Source organism: Maribacter polysiphoniae (genome assembly GCF_003148665.1).
Lineage (GTDB): Bacteria > Bacteroidota > Bacteroidia > Flavobacteriales > Flavobacteriaceae > Maribacter_A > Maribacter_A polysiphoniae.
Genome location: NZ_QGGQ01000002.1, coordinates 342,462 through 360,623 on the forward strand (window position 1 = coordinate 342,462; position 18,162 = coordinate 360,623).

The following is an 18,162-nucleotide window of genomic DNA, read 5'->3' on the forward strand; positions in this document are numbered from 1 at the left end:
TTCTTTTCGGACTAAATCCATTCCTAAGGTGTATGGTTTTCATTCTATTCCGTATCCCATGAAAAAATTGTTGTTTCACATCCTAATCATTCTATGGATATCATTTTTTGCAAGTTGTTCTGTTGATAGTGGTGACACCCAAATTACGAAACCGGTTTCCATAGCACCGGATTCTATGCCGATTCCAGAATCAAACAATTTGGGAACATTGTTAAATGACCCAAAAGCTTATGACGGCTACACCCTTTACACCATTTACAAGGCCACTTATCTTATCGATAATTGTGGGCGGGTCATTAATCAATGGTTGAGTACTTATGACAGGGGTGGTGCATTCTGTCTCTTGGAAGATGGCTCCTTGTTAAGGGCTGGTAAAATCATTAATCCAGGGTTACCCTACGGTGGCATTGGTGGGGTGATTGAAAAATTCAATTGGCAAGGTGACTTGATCTGGAGTTATGTTTATTCAAGTCCAAGCTATAGCCAACACCATGGATTAGTCCCTTTGCCCAATGGTAATATTTTATTTTTATCAGCACATAAAAAAACACGGGATGAGGCCATTTTAGCCGGTAGAAATCCAGAACACCTCCCAGAAGATGGCCTCTATGACGAACGTATTATTGAAATTGAACCCTCTGGTAGCAATGGCGGTAATATTGTATGGGAATGGAGCACATGGGATCATCTTGTTCAGGATTATGACAACACAAAGTTTAATTATGGGGTTGTTTCAGAAAATCCACAACTATTGGATATCAATTATCAGGGAAGCCCAAACAAGGATACCGATTGGTTGCACTTTAATTCAATACAATATCATGTAGACCTTGATCAAATCATAATAAGTTCCCAGAAACTTAGTGAAATATATATCATAGACCATTCAACCACCACCGAAGAAGCCAAATTTGATAATGGGGGGAATAGTGGTATGGGTGGCGCTATTATGTATAGATGGGGAAATCCAGAAGCATATCATCATGGGACCCCGGCCGATAGGAAATTATTTGGACAGCACAATGCCCATTGGATACCAAATGACCATCCTGATGGGGGCAAGATAATGCTCTTTAATAACGGCTTGGGACGAAAAACGGATTACTCCTCCGTTGATATCATCGATACACCCAAGGAAGGCACTTTTAACTACCGGAATAATCCGGGGGAACCTTATGGTCCTGAAGCCCCCGATTGGTCTTATAGCCATCCTGATGACCCTGTTATGTTCTATTCAAAAATTCTTTCGAGCGCACAACGCCTTCCTAACGGAAATACATTGATCTGCGAAGGAACAAAGGGTACGTTTTTCGAAATTAATGAGGATCAGGAAATAGTTTGGAAATACGTTAATCCCATAACCAACCAAGGTGAACCCTTATCGCAAGGGGATACGGCGGCAAGCAACGTTTTTCAAGCAATAAAGTATAGTCAGGATTATGAGGGGTTTACCGGAAAAGACCTTATTCCGGGAAATCCGTTGGAATTGAATTTCGACATTGGCAATTGTAAATAAAGTACTGGTTCAGCCTATATCGTTAATGGAATCAATCACAGTAAGCATAGGGTAATACTTTGTCGGAAACGTAAACGTTTATAAGCTTTTCCCATACACACCTGGTTTGTCTTTAAATTAGTTGAACATTCAATCTAATAAGTGTAAGGCAGTCCTGAGGTTTACTTCTAAAAATATTGTAAAGTTTCATTTTTTAGAGTAATTATTTGAATTAGTTAACAATATTCTTCAGGGCTGCAATTTACATAATGGCTATTTATCCCATAGGAAAGAAAGGATATCACCCCAAACTTCAGGTAATTCCTTTCACTGATACAATCCATCAAAGGCAGTACGAACCACTTTTTTCCATTCCAGTATTTCTATTTCCCTTGGTTATCGCACAATACTATCCTTGTTCAAGATCCATGAAATCCGGTTCTTATCCCATAACCCATTACTATCAACCTACAATTGTTCCATCAGTGTTGACAACCCTCCAAGTACCTACCCATAAATCAAATTCTTGGTGGATCGTAATACAACAGGCACATCTTCCATTTTGGACCAATACGGGATTGACACAGAAGAACATTAAACAAATGGATAAAAAATATTTAGGGAGTCCAATCGGTTATAATGTGGAATAAAGACGAATCAATTACCGGTATCCGACAAGTATGAAATAACCAGGTGATTGAAAATCTGTGGCTGTTCAACATTGACCACATGTCCACAATATTCAATGGTCAAAAGACTACAGGCGGTATGTTCCTGCACAATTTTTTTAACAGCGGGTAAAAACAGATAATCCTCACCCCCCATGACATACAAGGTGGGAATTTTGGTATCAACGGCCCTAAAGATGCGTAACAACGGATTTATCTCCGAAGTCAACCTGAACCATCGCGTAAATTCTTTCTGATATAACTTTTTTGCCTCACGAACAAAAAGCGACCGCGACTCCTTATGGTTTTTATGGGGCATGATAATAAAGGCAAAGAACTTGTAAAGCCATAAATACGGAATAACCGATTTGAATAAAATACCCAATCGCATTAGGATCTGCGAACGTATGTCTAGTTGCATTATGGCTCCACCCATGACCATACTCACCACCCTATGGGGGTGTTTTTCGGCAAGATTCCTAATAAGGATGGTTCCCAAGGAAATACCGATAAAATGTGATTTGGCAATTTTTAGATGATTGATAACCTCAAGGATATCGTCAGTAATCGAATCAAAAGTGTATCTATCGTTAAAGGCATCCTTGATACTGGGTTTGGAATTCCCGTGCCCCCTTAAATCCAACAACAATACATTGAAGTGCTTTTTAAATTCACGCACTTGTTTAAACCAAATGGAGGAACTACCCCCTGCCCCGTGAACAAACGTCACCCAAGTGGTTGATTCTTTATGTATATATGTGTAGTAACTTAACAATAGTGTTCTCTAAACGTCCCGTTCTAAGGAATTGTGCAATGTATTAAAACTTTTAATAGGGCTATCGATTTAAGGTTTTTTTTAACAGCCATTATCTTGCTTTTTTATGAACATTATTAAGCAATTGTTAATAAATGGATAAATAACCTACATATAAGGAGCTAATTAGGCTTCACAACATCTAAAATAGCAAATCACACGTATATTTGATATAACATTTGAACACTATGGAAAAACAATATTGTAAAGTCGGATCGGTAACATCCATATCAACAGGGAGTCAGGCCATTAGCCTATTGGAATACCAATACCAATGCTTTATGGAAAGAGCCTCAAATCTCAAATACAGCAATACCAAATTGGGTGAGTTTTTTGAGCAGAAAGCCAAAAAAACCAAAAGGAGACTGGAAGAACTTGTTTAGGCCTATCGCCCCAACAATTTTAACTCCTCTTGCATTTGTTGTTGCAATTCTTTTGCCTTGAGGGCTGCCATAGCTGCAAAGTCCTTATTTTTTGATGCATAGATGATTCCTCTTGAAGAATTTATCAAGAGACCGATATGCTGGTTCATTCCGTAATGGCACACCTCTTTTAAACTTCCCCCTTGTGCGCCAACACCCGGCACCAATAAAAAACTATCAGGAACAATCTTTCGGATATCCCCTAGGAAACTAGCCTTGGTGGCACCAACAACGTACATTAGATTATGCGCATTTTTATAGGTCAGGGAGGTTTGCAACACTTTCTCGTATAAGGCCGTTCCATCGACTTTTTGAGTCTGGAAATCATAAGCGCCTTCATTGGAGGTCAATGCCAGTAAAATAGTATGCTTGTTTTCAAAGGCCAAAAATGGTTCTACCGAATCCCTGCCCATATAGGGGGCAATGGTAATGGAGTCAAAACCGAATTCCTCAAAAAAGGCCTTGGCATATCGTGTTGATGTATTTCCTATATCGCCTCTTTTCGCATCCGCTATCGTAAAAACCTCAGGATAATTAGCATTCAAATAATCTATGGTTTTCCCTAGGGCCTTCCACCCTTTGAGTCCATAGGCCTCATAAAAAGCCGTATTCGGCTTATATGCCACACACAGGTGATGGGTAGCGTCGATTATCGCCTTGTTAAAGGCAAATATCGGATCTTCCTCCTGTAAAAGATGGGGAGGTACTTTTTCTAAATCGGTATCCAATCCAATACAAAGAAAGGATTGTTTTACATGAATTTGCCCAATGAGTTTTTCAAGATCCATTCCACGAAAATTAAAAAATATCTGATGCCTCTTTTAGTTTTTCTGTATTTTCAACGAGACTCAATTCGTCGATGATCCTTTGAATATCCCCATCGATAATATTTTGAAGATCATACAAGGTAAGTCCAATCCTGTGATCGGTAACCCTACCCTGAGGATAATTATAGGTTCTGATTTTCGCTGAACGGTCACCACTACTTACCTGGGAATTCCTTTTAGCGGAATCTTCTTCCTGCTTTTTGGCCAACTCCATATCATACAATCTGGAACGAAGCACCTTGAATGCCTTTTCCTTGTTTTTATGTTGGGATTTTTGGTCTTGGCATTGCGCCACCAACCCCGTAGGAACGTGTGTAAGCCGTACTGCAGAGTATGTAGTGTTCACCGACTGCCCACCTGGTCCTGAAGAACAGAAAAAGTCGATCCTTACATCCTTTGGGTCTATCTGCACGTCAAAATCCTCCGCCTCAGGTAAAACCATTACCGTGGCCGCACTCGTATGCACCCTACCTTGGGTTTCGGTTTGCGGAACCCGTTGAACCCGGTGCACCCCAGCTTCAAACTTGAGGGTGCCATAAACGTCCTCTCCATTGACCTCGAACTGTATTTCCTTATAACCACCGCTAGTACCTTCACTAAGGTCGATGACATTTGTTTTCCAACCTCTGTTCTCACAGTATTTTGTATACATCCTAAAAAGATCTCCCGCAAATATACTGGCCTCATCACCACCGGTCCCTGCCCGTATCTCAACAACAACATCCTTGGCATCCTCTGGATCCTTGGGGATCAACATAAGTTTAATCTCTTCCTCCAACGCAGGTAATGCCCCTTTGGCCTCCTCCAATTGCATTTTGGCCATTTCCACCATTTCCGGATCACTACCATCCCCAATGATCTCTTCCGCTTCCGCAATATTATTGGACAACTCCACATACTCATCACGCTTGGCCATAAGGTTCTTAAGATCCTTATACTCCTTTGTTAGCTGTACATACCTCTTTTGGTCCGTAATCACATCGGGTTGGATAATAAGGTCTGAAACCTCATCAAAACGTTGTTTTACGATATTTAATTTATCAATCATATACTTTCCTGTGTTCGCTGCGAATTTACGATAAATTTAAACATATGTGGTATTGCCCAATTCTGCAAAACCCATTAGTTTATGAACAATTTTCAGTAAGATGCCGAAGTAGTAAACAGGACAAATCCCTTACTAATTACCAACAAAGGTAGTCCCTAAACTAAAAATATAAGAGGATAGTCCATCACTACGATCATATTTGTTGAATCGAAGATCGATGGTCTTTAAACCAAAAGTAAAAACCTTGGTTCCCGCAAAGATATCCTTATAACGGACACCCATTCCGTATTGATGCGAACTAAAGGCTGAGAGATCATAGTCCGATGTATAGAAATCGAGGGAGGAAGTAGCTGCTTCCTTCCCGTAAAAATAATCCGCAGCGGTCTGATCATAATAGCGATAGTTGGGATATAGCGTAAACTTATCACTTAATTTGACAGGGACCTCCAAACTGGCTGTGTGGGCCGAAATGCCCCAATCATCGGAATAGTACCTGTAATAGCTGCGCAATACGATCAAATCGTTCAAATAGTAATTCAAACGGGCTCCTATCGGAATCTTAAAACGGCTATCGGGCAATTGCTCTACCCCATCAGCCAACTGAAAATCCTCGATAAAGAAGTCATTGAAGTCACTAAAATAAACCCTTTGGTGCGGGGTACTCAACAATCCTTTTTGGGATACAAGATCCAAGAAGATTGAACCTTGAAGCCGTTTACCCAAAATCTGGGAAATACTCAATGAAAGGGAGTATGAATTTCTTGTTTCATCATCAAATGCCACAAAACTTGGATTGTAGGTACCACTTCCTGAAATTCTTGAATCAAAAAAACCATCCCTCAATTCTACAGGATATTGTGGATTCCATGAATCCAAAAAGACCTGGAAGCTCGCGCCGAACTGGGTATTCCGCTCATTGAACAAGCGGGTATATCCCCCACCAAAACCCAGTGAAAAATAATCGTATTCAGATGAAATATAGGCTTGGGCCGAATACACTGAATTGCGGTCATCGGAACTATGTTCGTAAGTAGGGTTGAAATGCACCAAGGCATCACTTTGGGAAGCACCGGAAGAAGCACTGAATGGACTCGCCGTTCTACTGCTTTTATCAAAAGGGTCAATATTACTCGAGGAAGCCGAGGAATAGGCCGAAATACCCACATCAACCGTCAGTACATCATCGGGGTTCAATGGCATTTTCACCACAATACTCGATGTGGCATCTGTCAATTCTTCGGTACCTTCCCCACCGGTCACCGCAGCATTTTCACCATCTTGGTTGTAATAACTGAAAAGCAAATCTATTTCAGCGGTTTCCAAAACACGTTTTTGGTAGGTATTTCCCCCTTCTTCTTGGGCAAAACCCCAATTCAACGTGAATAATAGCACTATTACACTAAGTTTTTTCAAAGGAACATGAAGTTATTAATTTACGTATTCGGGTAAAAAGTTTTCCTATTTATTGAGGTTGACCCCACTTGCCCATTCAATTTTTAATGAAATCGATTGATCGTGGACTTAATTACAGCCACATCCACCACCAGACTTACCGCCATTCGCACCGGCAGCTGCCTCACGATATATCTGGAAGTTCGTCTCAAATCGCTCAGAACCTTTAGCGCTCAGAACCATCTCCTCATCATTCAAGTACACCTTGTCATATTCCCTTACCACGACACAGGAGCTTGATAGGGCCGCAAAGACCAATAGAAGCACAATCTTTTTCATATATTAAAGTTAGGGATTATTATCCAGAAGGATACCACTGCTTTTGTGAATTTTATTATTGCTATCCACCAAAATAACCTCAGTACCACCGAGTTGGTTGATCAACGAAAGACCAGCATCCTTACCCATGATAAAAACCGCGGTTGCCAAAGCATCACAGAGCTCAGCACTTTTGGCGAAAATGGTAACACTATTTACGCCTTGCGACGGATATCCGGTCCTAGGGTCTATAATATGTGTATACTTTTTACCATCGAATATCACGAACTTCTCATAATTACCAGAGGTAGCCACCGATGATTCGACTATGGGCAACCAAGAAAATATCTTATTCTTGCTTAATGGGTTCGCAATACCGATCAACCATTTTTCCCCACTGGCTTTGGTACCCCAAGTGGTTAAATCCCCCGAGGCATTTATGATACCGGCAACCACTTGTTTTGAAACCAGCAGTTCCTTGGTCTTGTCCGCGGCATAGCCCTTACCAATGGCCCCAAAAGAAATTTTCATCCCTTTTTGTTTTAAAAAGACGGTGTGCCCTTCCGGGTCTAAAACTATTTTTTCATAGCCCACATTGGCTATTGATTTTTTAATCATTTCTTTGGATGGCATATAGGTCATGCTTCCATCAAATTTCCAAATTTCATCCATTGAGGAATAAGAAATATCAAAAGCCCCATCGGTAATCTCCGATATCTGTTTAGCGCGCTCTATAAGTTTATACAGTTCCACACTGACTTCCACCGGTTTAATGCCTGCATTTTTGTTGATCAAAGCCGTTTCGGAATCGGGATCCCACGAAGAAACCATCTTTTCAATACGCCTGATCTCGGCAACGGCCTCATCGATGTTGATATATCCGATTTCCTCATTTGCGGCTACCACGGTGATATCAAAACGGCAACCCATTAACTTTTCGGTCCTATGCACCGTAACGTATTTGCGCTCTTGGCCAAAACCAAGGACGAAAAAGAAAACAAAAATCAGGGGGAGGAGTTTTCTCACTTTACAAATGAGTTTAGCAGGGAAATATATGCATCTGGAGTAATCTTTTTATAGCCTGTCGTACCCAAAACCTCTTTGTTCGGGTTCAATACAACCACCAATGGGAAATAACCTTTTGGATTATAGGTTTCGGCCAATTTACGATTCTGCTCCGTGATATCGCCTGCCAATTGATTGCTCTTTTTCCTCGGAAAATCAGCCCTGTAAAGAACATAGTTCTCCTTGGAATAAGCCGTAAATTCTTTCGATTGCCATATATCCCTTTCCAATTTTATGCATGGAGCGCACCAATCTGAACCTGAAAAAACCAGAACAATGGGTTTTTTCTCCCTTACCGATACAGATACGGCATCTGAAAAGGTAGCTTGCCACTCTTGGGCGGAAACAAAAACCGAGCTGACCAAAAACACAAAACAAACGAACCTTTTCAATTTAAAATATTTTAGGATTAAACAACTATTCATAAACGCGAAGTATGTCCCCATTGAGTTCGGTGTTATAGATCCTCAAGGGTTTGGCAGCATTGCCATCCACTTGGTTCAAGGGCGCACCATCCAATGCAAAACGCGAACCATGCACATCACAATAAAAAATACCACCATCATTCGATAAGAAGCGAACTTGATCGTAGGATTCATGACTACACACTTGGGTTGCAGCGACAAAATTACCATCCAGGTCCTTGACCACAACAACCAAATCCTTTAAAATAAAACTTCCGTTGTTAGACAATTTCTTCCCTTCGGTGGAGTTTAAATCAATAGTGAAGTCAATACCCGTTGGCGCTTCGACCTTATCGCCGTTTTCATCATCCTTGGAACATCCTTGCAAACAAGGGAACGTTAATGCGAAAGCAGCACCAGCCCCTAATGTCCTGAGAAAATCCTTTCTTTCCATAGCATGGGTTTTACTACTATCAACGTCGTATTTAAACTAATCGTATAAGAGAAATCATAAAGTCGGTCAACTACTTAAGTACTTACTTAAAATCCATCCAAAACACTGAAATTAAGGGTGAATTTTAAGATTTGTCCATCGTCGAACCCCAGTGTAAAAGGCCTCCGACCGATTTTAATCACTCATAAACAAAAGTGCCGAATTCGCTTTCGATGGTCAATTTTTTGGAGGGATTATCCGCTACCCTACCCACAATCCTTGCATCAACACCAAACGCTTTTGATATATTTATCAAATCATGTGCCACGGTTTCATTCGTATAAATTTCCAAGCGATGTCCGCAATTGAAAACCTGATACATTTCGCGCCAATCGGTACCCGATTGCTCCTGTATCAATTTGAACAAGGGAGGTATAGGAAATAGATTGTCCTTAATAATATGAAGCCCATCTATAAAATGAAGGATCTTTGTTTGCGCCCCTCCACTACAATGCACCATTCCGTGAATATCCGATGCGTTATACTTCGACAATATCCTTTTAACAATCGGCGCATAGGTACGGGTGGGTGACAATACTAATTTACCGGCATCCAAGGGAGCACCCGGCACTTTATCGGTTAAACCGGTATGACCGGAATACACCAAATCATCGGGAACGGCAGCATCATAACTTTCCGGATATTTTTCCGCCAAGTATTTGGCAAAAACATCATGTCTGGCAGAGGTAAGCCCATTGCTACCCATACCTCCATTATACTCCTTCTCGTATACGGCCTGACCAAAAGATTCCAACCCGACAATAACATCGCCAGCTTTAATGTTGGCATTATCAATAACATCATCCCGTTTCAATCTTGCCGTCACTGTGGAATCCACAATAATGGTACGCACCAAATCACCCACATCGGCGGTTTCCCCACCCGTGGAATGGATGACCATGCCGTGCTTGGCCAAATCAGCGATCAATTCCTCGGTACCATTGATTATAGCCGAAATAACTTCCCCGGGAATTAAATTCTTATTTCGACCTATTGTTGAGGATAGCAATATATTGTCTGTCGCACCAACACAAATGAGGTCATCGATATTCATGATCAAGGCATCCTGGGCGATTCCTTTCCAAACCGATATATCCCCTGTTTCCTTCCAATACATATAGGCCAAGGATGATTTTGTACCCGCCCCATCAGCATGCATCACCAAGCAATAATCATCATCATTGGTTAAGTAATCAGGGACAATTTTACAGAAGGCTTTAGGAAAAAGTCCTTTATCAATATTCTTTATGGCATTATGCACATCTTCTTTTGAAGCCGAAACCCCTCGCTGCTTGTACCTTTCACTGTTTGATGTCCCCATGTGTTTTAATTTGTGGCAAAAATAATGGATTCGTTAAAAAAAAGCCCACATATCGCGAGCTTTTCATTCTTAAACTTTATGGCGCAACTATTTGGCCGTTGCGGATACTTACTTCACAAATAGCAACTCCCTATACTTGGTCAACGGCCAATGCTTATCACTGACCAGACGTTCCAGTTTGTCGCAATGGTATCGTATCCTCTCAAAATATGGCCTCACCTTATCGCAATACGCATAGGCCTTCTTATTGCTATCGGCAATAACATTTGCCTTCTTCCTTTCGTTCACCATGGCATCGGTCTTTGATTTCAAAGCCGCTATATGTTCTGTCATTCCCTCTATGATCGCTAACTGACTTTCGCACATTTTTTTATAACCCGCACCATAAATCCCCTTTAGACCACCTACATTGGCGATCAAAATGTTCTGATATTCAATTGCGGCAGGTATAACATACCCATATACCATCTCGTTCAAGACCCTACCTTCTATTTGCAAATGCATGATATAGGAATCCAACTCAATTTCCTGTCTCGCCTTCACCTCGACCCCACTCATTACGTTCATGGAGTCAAAAAGCTCCAAACTCTCCTTGGAAGTCAACACCTGAATAGCATCGGGTGTGGATTTATTATTGCTTAATTTTCTTTTTTTCGCTTCCTTTTCCCATTCCTGGCTATAACCATCACCATCGAAACGGATTCTTTTTGAAGTTTTGATATACTCCCGCAAAACATTGAAAATGGCCTCATCCTTTTTCAGATTCTTTTTATCGATCAAACTGTCGACCTCAATCTTAAAATCCCTTAATTGTTTGGCCACTATCGTATTTAAAACCGTCATGGGTTTGGCGCAATTGGTCTTTGAACCCACCCCACGCATTTCGAATTTATTGCCGGTAAAGGCGAATGGCGATGTTCGGTTACGGTCGGTATTATCGAGCATTATCTCCGGAATCTTACCAACCACGTTCAATTTAAGCTCGGTTTTTTCCTCTGGCGACAATTTACCTTTGGAAACCCCTTCCAATTCATCAAGCACACTACCCAATTGTTTCCCTATAAAAATCGAGAATATGGCAGGTGGCGCTTCATTGGCCCCCAACCTATGGTCATTACTGGCAGAGGCAATGGACGAACGCAAAAGCTCTTCATAGCTATCGACCGCCTTTATGGTGTTAACGAAAAAGGTCAAGAATTGCAGGTTCTTCATGGGGGTAGACCCTGGACTCAATAAATTAACTCCCGTATCTGTCGCCAAGGACCAATTATTATGTTTGCCGGAACCATTGATTCCCGCAAAGGGCTTTTCATGAAAAAGCACTTTCATGTTGTGTTTTTTGGCAACCTTGTCCATCACATCCATCAACAGAAGGTTGTGATCAACCGCCAAATTGGCTTCCTCAAAAATCGGTGCCAATTCAAATTGGTTTGGCGCCACTTCATTATGCCTTGTTTTCACAGGAATGCCCAATTGGGTGCACTCCACTTCAAGATGACGCATAAAACTCAAGACACGACTCGGGATAACACCAAAATAATGATCATCCAATTGCTGTCCCTTTGCCGCAGTTTGGCCTATCAAGGTGCGTCCTGTCAATACGATATCGGGTCGTGACATCGCCAAGGACTTATCGATCAAAAAATACTCTTGTTCCCAACCCAAGGTCGCATTCACTTTGGAGACATTCTTATCAAAATACTTGGCCACAGCGGTAGCAGCATCGTCAACAGCATGCAATGCACGAAGCAATGGAGCCTTATTATCGAGAGCCTCACCGGTATAAGCCACGAAAATAGTGGGAATACAAAGGGTGGTACCATAAATAAAAGCTGGGGAAGTGGGGTCCCAAGCAGTATACCCCCTAGCCTCAAATGTATTTCTGATTCCTCCATGGGGAAAGCTCGAAGCATCCGGTTCTTGTTGTACCAATTGTCCCCCACCGAATTTTTCCAAAGCCTTTCCATCGGGCAATAGATCAAAGAAAGCATCGTGTTTTTCAGCGGTAGACCCCGTTAAGGGCTGAAACCAATGGGTGTAATGCGTGGCCCCCTTACCGATGGCCCATCCTTTCATGGCTTCGGCCACTTGGTCTGCTATCTTCCGTTGAATCTTAGTACCAGAAACAATGGCTCCCTTTACACTTTCCAGGGCATCCTTGGTTAAGTATTGCAGCATTTTTTCCTCATTGAAAACATTGGCCGCAAAAAGTTCGGAACGCCTCCCATTTTCCTCAATAGGCAAAGGGATTCGTTTTTGACTTTCTATAATCGCTTCAAACCTTAAGTTGGACATACAATAAATAATTTAGGCAAAAATAATGATTAACGATTTAATAATTAAAACAAGACAAAAATAACTTTTACTCAAAATACCCTAAAAAAAACAGGGGTAAACAAAATTATATCATAATTTTTCATAATTACCCCCTTAAAAATTAGATATATAGCTCAAATCCTCTATTTTTGTTCGACTATAAAATTATATCAATTATATCCTATTATTATGAGCAAATCAAAATTAGAATACATCTGGTTGGATGGTCATGAGCCCACTCAGAACATGAGAAGTAAAACGAAGATCGAAGAAAATTTTAGCGGTAAGCTAGAAGATTGCGATATCTGGTCTTTTGATGGTTCCTCTACGGAGCAAGCAGAAGGTGGCTCTTCAGACTGTTTATTGAAACCTGTTGCTATTTATCCAGATCCTTCCAGGGAGAACGGATACTTGATTATGTCCGAGGTATTAAATGCAGACGGTACACCACACGTTTCAAATGCCCGTGCAAAAATCGATGATGACAACAATGATTTCTGGTTTGGATTTGAACAAGAATACTTTTTGATGGACACTAAGACTGATTTACCTCTAGGTTTCCCACGAGGTGGATTCCCTGGGCCACAAGGTAAATACTATTGCTCAGTAGGCGGAAGATACACTTGGGGTAGGGATTTTGTCGAAGAACACGCTGATCTATGCCTTAAGGCTGGTCTAAACTTTGAAGGTATAAACCAAGAAGTTGCCCCAGGACAATGGGAATTCCAGATTTTCGCGAAAGGTGCCAAAAAAGCAGGTGATGAAATCTGGGTAGCCCGTTACCTATTAGATCGCTTAACTGAAAAATATGGTTTCTATATTGAGTACCACCCAAAACCGGTAAAAGGTGATTGGAACGGTTCTGGTATGCATGCCAATTTCTCAAACACTTTATTAAGAACATGTGGTTCCAAAGAGGTTTACGAAAAAGTCTGTGAGGCCTTTAGACCTGTAACCGAAGAACACATGGAAGTATATGGTGCATTTAACGAAGAGCGTCTTACAGGTCTTCATGAAACAGCACACGTATCAGACTTTAGCTACGGAATATCCGATAGAGGGGCTTCAATTAGAATCCCTATCATCACTGTAGAAAAAGGATGGAAAGGTTGGTTGGAAGACAGACGACCAGCTTCTAATGGTGATCCATATAAAATTGCAGGAATAATCGTTAAAACCGTTAAATCCGCAAAGGTTTAAAAAAACAATAGATATTAGTTAATTGTTTTATCCTGAAAGCCCTGACGTTTATCGTCAGGGTTTTTTATTTACCGTATCGTAAAATAAATAAACAAGCAGTAAGCAGCAAGCAGTATCAATCCGTCCCGCCAACCCAATCGAAGTCCTTTTGGGAAGAACACCAAAGGTAGAATCAAGAAAGAAATACCGAGCATCCAAAAGATATCATTGCCCAACAACCCTTGATCCATCACTTTTATGGGCGTAATCAACGAGGTAATACCCAATACGGCCATAATATTAAAAATATTGGACCCTATTAAATTCCCCAAGGATATCGCCTTTTCCTTTTTGATTATCGCAATTATCGAAGCAGCCAATTCCGGAATACTCGTTCCGATCGACACTATGGTTATACCGATTATGCGCTCGCTAACCCCGTAATTATTGGCAAGTCCCACAGCACCATTCACCAACAGCTCCGAACCTCCCCAAAGTGCGACCCCTCCAATTCCCAAGAACAACACCGTTTTATACAAGGGCAAGGGAACATCATCTTCCAATGGATCCTCGACTACCGCGGTTTTTTGGTATTTCAAAAGATAAACCAAGAAAATGAAAAGGCCTGCAACCAAAATAATGCCCTCATACCGTACCAATTCACCATCAAAGAAAATAAACACAAAAAACAGCACTGAGGCCAACATCATCATAGGCCAGTCGGTAGTATAAAAACTTTTTCGCACCTCTATACTCCCCAACAACAGGATGATAGCCAATACCAAACCTAAATTCGCAATATTGGACCCCACTACATTACCCAAAGCCAAATCAGGAAAACCATCCAGGGCCGCCTTTATACTCACAATAAGCTCAGGTGCCGATGTAGCAAAGGAAACAATGGTCATTCCTATAACGATTTTGGGAATATTCAATCGCAACGATAAGGCAACTGCCGATTTCAAAAGCCAATTCCCTCCCGCTATCAAAAATGTCAGTCCGAGAACAATAAATAGAATATTTTGCATTCTTATGCTTTTTGACAAATATAGACTAAGATTTTTGTTTCTATAAACCGATATATCCAAATAGTAAAACCACCTATAACTACTTTTATAGTTAAATAACTATTAAAATAGTTGTTTGATATGGATATTCCTTCTATGTTTGGATAAAATACACAGGCAAATGCAGAAGTTAACCAATAAGGAGGAAGAAATCATGATTATTTTATGGCGTCTGAAAAAGGCATTCGTAAAAGAAATTATGGCCGAGATAGAAGGCAACAGACCCCACTACAACACCTTATCGACCATTGTACGTAATCTTGAGGAAAAGAAATACGTCGGGTATGAAGCCTTTGGCAAGACCCACAGGTATTACCCTTTGGTAAGTCTTGAAGACTACCGTAAAAAATTCGTCAATTCCAAACTTGCCGAATATTTTGACAACTCCTATAAAAGCATGGTCTCATTTTTCGCCAAGGAAGAGAAGATATCCGTAGAAGAGCTGAAGGAAATCATAGACCTCATTGAAAAGAAAAAATAATGGAACCACTATTGATCCACATCACTAAGGCTTCAGGAATATTAGCGTTATTCTATTTGACCTATGCATTCTTCTTAAAACAAGAAACCTTTTATACCATAAATCGACACTTTCTGATTATAGGTTTATTTAGCGCCTTACTACTACCTTTCGTAACCTTTACCCATTATATCGAAATTGCCGTAACCCCATCATCATACAGCACACAAGGTGTGGCACTTGCCACACCCGAAGCTGTTTCTCCCTTGGATTGGATTACGGTTTTATTTGGCATATACCTTTTAGGGGTTTTGTTCTTCGCTACAAAATTCATTCTGCAGTTTGCCTTTCTTTTGAAATTGATACAAAGAAATACCGTTGTTCGAAAAGGAAAATTCCACCATGTCGAAATCAATAATCCTGTTACCCCCTTTTCCTTTTTCAACCACATTTTCTATAATCCACAGCCGTATTCCAAAGAGGAACTATCCGCTATCATAAAACATGAGGAAGCCCATAGTTTGCAATGGCATTCCCTCGACATTCTATTGACGGAAATATTTACGGTATTCCTATGGATAAACCCTTTTAGTTGGTTGTACCGAACCACCGTAAAACAGAATCTAGAGTTTATGGCCGACGCATGTGCCACAAAAAAAGTCGAATCCATCAAAGACTACCAGTATACCTTATTAAGGGTTTCAGGAAACAACCTGTATTCCCCCCTGGTCAATAATTTCTACAATTCATTAATCAAAAAACGAATCGTCATGTTAAACAAATCAAGATCCAACAAAAGGAACATTCTAAAAATCGGGCTTATCTTCCCCGTGTTAACCCTATTTCTCGTAAGCTTCAACACTAAAGATGTTTACGTACCCCTAAAAACGGTAACAGATTCAACCATATCACAGACACCCAACCAACGTATAGAAATCCTAATCGACAAGAACACCTCTGACAAAGAATTGATCCAAATCAAGAAAGACCTTTTAACAAAGGGTATTGATTTCTCCTATACGGTTGTATATAATTCCAAAAATGAGATCATTGAAATTTCAATTGATTTTGCGACCACCAAGGAGAAGGGCACCAAAATGAGCAGTTCTTCCATCCATCAAAACGGGGATGACCCGATAGACCCGATACTGGTACTATATGATGAGGCTTCAAATTCAATATCAATCGGAAACGTCGACAAACAATCAAAAACCCATAAAGAAGATGATGAAGACCAAATCGTATGGGTCACCACAAATGAAACTGATGGTGAGCACAAAACGATTGAGATCATTGATGAAGATGGAAAAGAGACCATTAAAGTAAATGGCCAAATAGTCAGTAGAAAGGAGTTCAATCAAATGAAGGAGGATGAAGGTGTTCACGAAAAACACATCAAGATCAAGAAATCCGATGATAAAAAAAGTAAAAATGTCTACATCGTGGAAATATCGGAAGAAAATGAGGACGAGGATATCAAGAGCATAGCAAAAAACGACAATATATTCATTGTCAAGAATGATGGTGACAAAAAACCATTGATTGTCATTGACGGTGTGGTGTCCGAAGACAAGGCGATCGAGGAAATAGACCCTACAGACATTGAATCGATAAGTGTGTTAAAAGACGATTCCGCAAAAAAGAAATATGGTAAAAAAAGTAAAAACGGGGTGGTGGAAATAACAACCAAAAAAGGAGGGGAAGAGGAAGAAGAAGTCAAAAAAATAGAGTTCACACAAAGTGACAACAACACAAAACCCTTGTTCCTTATCGATGGCAGGGAGGTCGATGAAAAAGAAATAAAGCAATTAGACCCATCCGACGTTAAAACGGTAAATGTGTTAAAAGACGATGCCGCAAAAAAGAAATACGGTAAAAAAGGTCAAAATGGGGTGGTGGAAATAACGACAAAAAAAGAATAAAAGTCCAAATACCCAAACAATACCACCGTGGATTTTCCTACTTTTAGAACCATTATACTACTATGGGAACAATTATATTCAACCTTCTTGCCAAAATCAATAAGGTTATTTTGCCTTCGTACACAAAACAAGGGTTGGATCTGGCTAAAGCCTCAAAGTTTCAGTTGGCCATTATAGGTTGGCGCTATTTTGTAACCACAAGGGCACTCAGCGGTAAGAACCATAATTGAATTTACTGGGCAAAATAAAATTGGAAAAAACGAATCAAATCCTCCGTTTCTTCCAGATCCAACCCTTCTTTTTTGATAAAGTCCTTCACCGCTGCTGAATGTTCATCGAAAATTTTCAGAAATTGTTTTTCGCGTTTGGGCAATTTCAGTAAGGTAGGCGTATCAGTATCCAATTGCTGAAAATAAAAATCCGCCTTTCCTTTCTTGAATTTTGCGGGCTTGTTGGTCTCAAAGCTATTCTTTGCCATTTTAACCGGAGTGAATAGTATGATTTCCCTGAGATAAAGACCAAAATCATCATCCGAATACACCTTTTCAAAAAACGTATTCCCAATTTCTTTACGATCATCGTCATATTCATGGGTTTCGTAAACCTTGTTCGACCCATTCAATAATTCAATGACATAATCATTGGATTTAGGCATGGAATAAATTTTACCATCATCCCCTTTAAATTCGATACTGTTATCGTATACATTGAAACGCACGAACAAGGTCTTGTCGATATCATTCACCTTGGCCGGCACAAATTCTTCGTATAGATAGGGTGACCCCACTACCTCATTGTAGGTAGGCGCCTTAACCGCCTTCGTAAAATACAGTTCCGTGTTGGCTCCATTCTGTCTAACGGTTACCCTGGACTGACCAAATGCCGTAACAGAGACAATTCCAAATGCCAATATAAAAACAAGCCTATTCAGTGAAGATCCTTTCATTCCTG

19 protein-coding genes are annotated in these 18,162 nt (G+C 40.5%); 7 read left to right on the forward strand and 12 right to left on the reverse strand.

Annotated elements, in window-relative coordinates:
* Positions 1–58: 58 nt before the first annotated feature.
* Together LX92_RS05825 and LX92_RS22270 are read left to right on the forward strand one after the other, a co-directional pair.
* Positions 59–1,516 carry an aryl-sulfate sulfotransferase gene (locus LX92_RS05825; protein ID WP_109649350.1) on the forward strand — a complete coding sequence of 486 codons (1,458 nt, stop codon included), beginning with the start codon at positions 59–61 and terminating at the stop codon, positions 1,514–1,516.
* 407 nt (positions 1,517–1,923) lie between these two features.
* Positions 1,924–2,145: a hypothetical protein gene (locus LX92_RS22270; protein WP_146197805.1), complete on the forward strand. Its 222-nt coding sequence runs from the start codon at positions 1,924–1,926 to the stop codon at positions 2,143–2,145.
* Between the two features lie 7 nt (positions 2,146–2,152).
* Here LX92_RS22270 and LX92_RS05835 read toward each other — a convergent pair whose 3' ends face one another.
* Positions 2,153–2,938: an alpha/beta fold hydrolase gene (locus LX92_RS05835; protein WP_109649352.1), complete on the reverse strand. Its 786-nt coding sequence runs from the start codon at positions 2,936–2,938 to the stop codon at positions 2,153–2,155.
* Between the two features lie 227 nt (positions 2,939–3,165).
* Here LX92_RS05835 and LX92_RS05840 point away from each other — a divergent pair, with 227 nt between their 5' ends.
* Positions 3,166–3,360 carry a hypothetical protein gene (locus LX92_RS05840; RefSeq protein ID WP_109649353.1) on the forward strand — a complete coding sequence of 65 codons (195 nt, stop codon included), beginning with the start codon at positions 3,166–3,168 and terminating at the stop codon, positions 3,358–3,360.
* A gap of 2 nt (positions 3,361–3,362) precedes the next feature.
* On the opposite strand, the gene pyrF is transcribed toward LX92_RS05840, so the two are convergent.
* The 9 genes from pyrF to LX92_RS05885 form a co-directional block, all read right to left on the reverse strand.
* Positions 3,363–4,187 carry an orotidine-5'-phosphate decarboxylase gene (gene pyrF / locus LX92_RS05845; RefSeq protein WP_109649354.1) on the reverse strand — a complete coding sequence of 275 codons (825 nt, stop codon included), beginning with the start codon at positions 4,185–4,187 and terminating at the stop codon, positions 3,363–3,365.
* A 10-nt stretch (positions 4,188–4,197) separates the two neighbouring features.
* Positions 4,198–5,274, reverse strand: a complete 1,077-nt coding sequence (prfA, locus tag LX92_RS05850; RefSeq protein ID WP_109649355.1) for a peptide chain release factor 1 — start codon at positions 5,272–5,274, stop codon at positions 4,198–4,200.
* Positions 5,275–5,406: 132 nt separating this feature from the next.
* Positions 5,407–6,687 carry a DUF3570 domain-containing protein gene (locus tag LX92_RS05855; RefSeq protein ID WP_211315834.1) on the reverse strand — a complete coding sequence of 427 codons (1,281 nt, stop codon included), beginning with the start codon at positions 6,685–6,687 and terminating at the stop codon, positions 5,407–5,409.
* 108 nt (positions 6,688–6,795) lie between these two features.
* On the reverse strand, positions 6,796–7,005 hold the full coding sequence (locus tag LX92_RS05860) for a DUF4266 domain-containing protein (protein WP_109649356.1): 210 nt from the start codon (positions 7,003–7,005) through the stop codon (positions 6,796–6,798).
* Positions 7,006–7,014: 9 nt separating this feature from the next.
* Positions 7,015–8,010 carry an FAD:protein FMN transferase gene (locus tag LX92_RS05865; RefSeq protein ID WP_244915922.1) on the reverse strand — a complete coding sequence of 332 codons (996 nt, stop codon included), beginning with the start codon at positions 8,008–8,010 and terminating at the stop codon, positions 7,015–7,017.
* A complete protein-coding gene (locus LX92_RS05870) occupies positions 8,007–8,441 on the reverse strand; it encodes a thioredoxin family protein (protein ID WP_223308262.1) in 435 nt (144 codons plus the stop codon). The genes LX92_RS05865 and LX92_RS05870 overlap by 4 nt, the downstream gene beginning before the upstream one ends.
* A gap of 25 nt (positions 8,442–8,466) precedes the next feature.
* Complete coding sequence (locus LX92_RS05875) at positions 8,467–8,907, reverse strand: QcrA and Rieske domain-containing protein (RefSeq protein ID WP_109649358.1); 441 nt, start codon at positions 8,905–8,907, stop codon at positions 8,467–8,469.
* Positions 8,908–9,085: 178 nt separating this feature from the next.
* The gene (locus LX92_RS05880) at positions 9,086–10,267 is read right to left on the reverse strand and encodes an AIR synthase related protein (RefSeq protein ID WP_109649359.1); all 1,182 of its coding nucleotides are present in this window, start codon (positions 10,265–10,267) and stop codon (positions 9,086–9,088) included.
* Between the two features lie 108 nt (positions 10,268–10,375).
* The gene (locus LX92_RS05885; protein WP_109649360.1) at positions 10,376–12,562 is read right to left on the reverse strand and encodes a glutamine synthetase III family protein; all 2,187 of its coding nucleotides are present in this window, start codon (positions 12,560–12,562) and stop codon (positions 10,376–10,378) included.
* Positions 12,563–12,772: 210 nt separating this feature from the next.
* Here LX92_RS05885 and LX92_RS05890 point away from each other — a divergent pair, with 210 nt between their 5' ends.
* Entirely contained in the window at positions 12,773–13,783 is a 1,011-nt protein-coding gene (locus LX92_RS05890; protein ID WP_109649361.1) for a glutamine synthetase beta-grasp domain-containing protein, read from the forward strand.
* Between the two features lie 68 nt (positions 13,784–13,851).
* Here the strand turns inward: LX92_RS05890 and LX92_RS05895 are convergent, their stop codons facing one another.
* Complete coding sequence (locus LX92_RS05895; RefSeq protein WP_109649362.1) at positions 13,852–14,790, reverse strand: calcium/sodium antiporter; 939 nt, start codon at positions 14,788–14,790, stop codon at positions 13,852–13,854.
* Between the two features lie 160 nt (positions 14,791–14,950).
* On the opposite strand from LX92_RS05895, the gene LX92_RS05900 reads away from it, so the two are divergent.
* The 3 genes from LX92_RS05900 (at position 14,951) to LX92_RS05910 (ending at position 17,441) form a co-directional block, all read left to right on the forward strand.
* Positions 14,951–15,310 carry a BlaI/MecI/CopY family transcriptional regulator gene (locus LX92_RS05900; RefSeq protein ID WP_109649363.1) on the forward strand — a complete coding sequence of 120 codons (360 nt, stop codon included), beginning with the start codon at positions 14,951–14,953 and terminating at the stop codon, positions 15,308–15,310.
* Positions 15,310–17,211 carry a M56 family metallopeptidase gene (locus tag LX92_RS05905; protein WP_170117796.1) on the forward strand — a complete coding sequence of 634 codons (1,902 nt, stop codon included), beginning with the start codon at positions 15,310–15,312 and terminating at the stop codon, positions 17,209–17,211. Before LX92_RS05900 ends, LX92_RS05905 begins: the two co-directional genes overlap by 1 nt.
* 62 nt (positions 17,212–17,273) lie before the next feature.
* Positions 17,274–17,441 (forward strand): SsrA-binding protein, encoded by a 168-nt coding sequence (locus tag LX92_RS05910; protein ID WP_109649364.1) that lies wholly within the window; start codon positions 17,274–17,276, stop codon positions 17,439–17,441.
* Between the two features lie 2 nt (positions 17,442–17,443).
* Here the strand turns inward: LX92_RS05910 and LX92_RS05915 are convergent, their stop codons facing one another.
* Positions 17,444–18,157, reverse strand: a complete 714-nt coding sequence (locus tag LX92_RS05915) for a hypothetical protein (RefSeq protein WP_109649365.1) — start codon at positions 18,155–18,157, stop codon at positions 17,444–17,446.
* Positions 18,158–18,162: the final 5 nt, after the last annotated feature.

Excerpts from the sequence above, each read along its gene's own strand:
- LX92_RS05900 (WP_109649363.1), top strand. The coding sequence starts at position 14,951 with ATGCAGAAGTTAACCAATAAGGAGGAAGAAATCATGATTATTTTATGG.
- pyrF (WP_109649354.1), bottom strand. The coding sequence starts at position 4,187 with ATGGATCTTGAAAAACTCATTGGGCAAATTCATGTAAAACAATCCTTT.
- LX92_RS05840 (WP_109649353.1), top strand. The coding sequence starts at position 3,166 with ATGGAAAAACAATATTGTAAAGTCGGATCGGTAACATCCATATCAACA.
- LX92_RS05905 (WP_170117796.1), top strand. The coding sequence starts at position 15,310 with ATGGAACCACTATTGATCCACATCACTAAGGCTTCAGGAATATTAGCG.
- LX92_RS05875 (WP_109649358.1), bottom strand. The coding sequence starts at position 8,907 with ATGGAAAGAAAGGATTTTCTCAGGACATTAGGGGCTGGTGCTGCTTTC.
- LX92_RS05825 (WP_109649350.1), top strand. The coding sequence starts at position 59 with ATGAAAAAATTGTTGTTTCACATCCTAATCATTCTATGGATATCATTT.
- LX92_RS05885 (WP_109649360.1), bottom strand. The coding sequence starts at position 12,562 with ATGTCCAACTTAAGGTTTGAAGCGATTATAGAAAGTCAAAAACGAATC.
- LX92_RS05895 (WP_109649362.1), bottom strand. The coding sequence starts at position 14,790 with ATGCAAAATATTCTATTTATTGTTCTCGGACTGACATTTTTGATAGCG.
- prfA (WP_109649355.1), bottom strand. The coding sequence starts at position 5,274 with ATGATTGATAAATTAAATATCGTAAAACAACGTTTTGATGAGGTTTCA.
- LX92_RS05910 (WP_109649364.1), top strand. The coding sequence starts at position 17,274 with ATGGGAACAATTATATTCAACCTTCTTGCCAAAATCAATAAGGTTATT.
- LX92_RS22270 (WP_146197805.1), top strand. The coding sequence starts at position 1,924 with ATGAAATCCGGTTCTTATCCCATAACCCATTACTATCAACCTACAATT.
- LX92_RS05915 (WP_109649365.1), bottom strand. The coding sequence starts at position 18,157 with ATGAAAGGATCTTCACTGAATAGGCTTGTTTTTATATTGGCATTTGGA.
- LX92_RS05890 (WP_109649361.1), top strand. The coding sequence starts at position 12,773 with ATGAGCAAATCAAAATTAGAATACATCTGGTTGGATGGTCATGAGCCC.
- LX92_RS05860 (WP_109649356.1), bottom strand. The coding sequence starts at position 7,005 with ATGAAAAAGATTGTGCTTCTATTGGTCTTTGCGGCCCTATCAAGCTCC.
- LX92_RS05880 (WP_109649359.1), bottom strand. The coding sequence starts at position 10,267 with ATGGGGACATCAAACAGTGAAAGGTACAAGCAGCGAGGGGTTTCGGCT.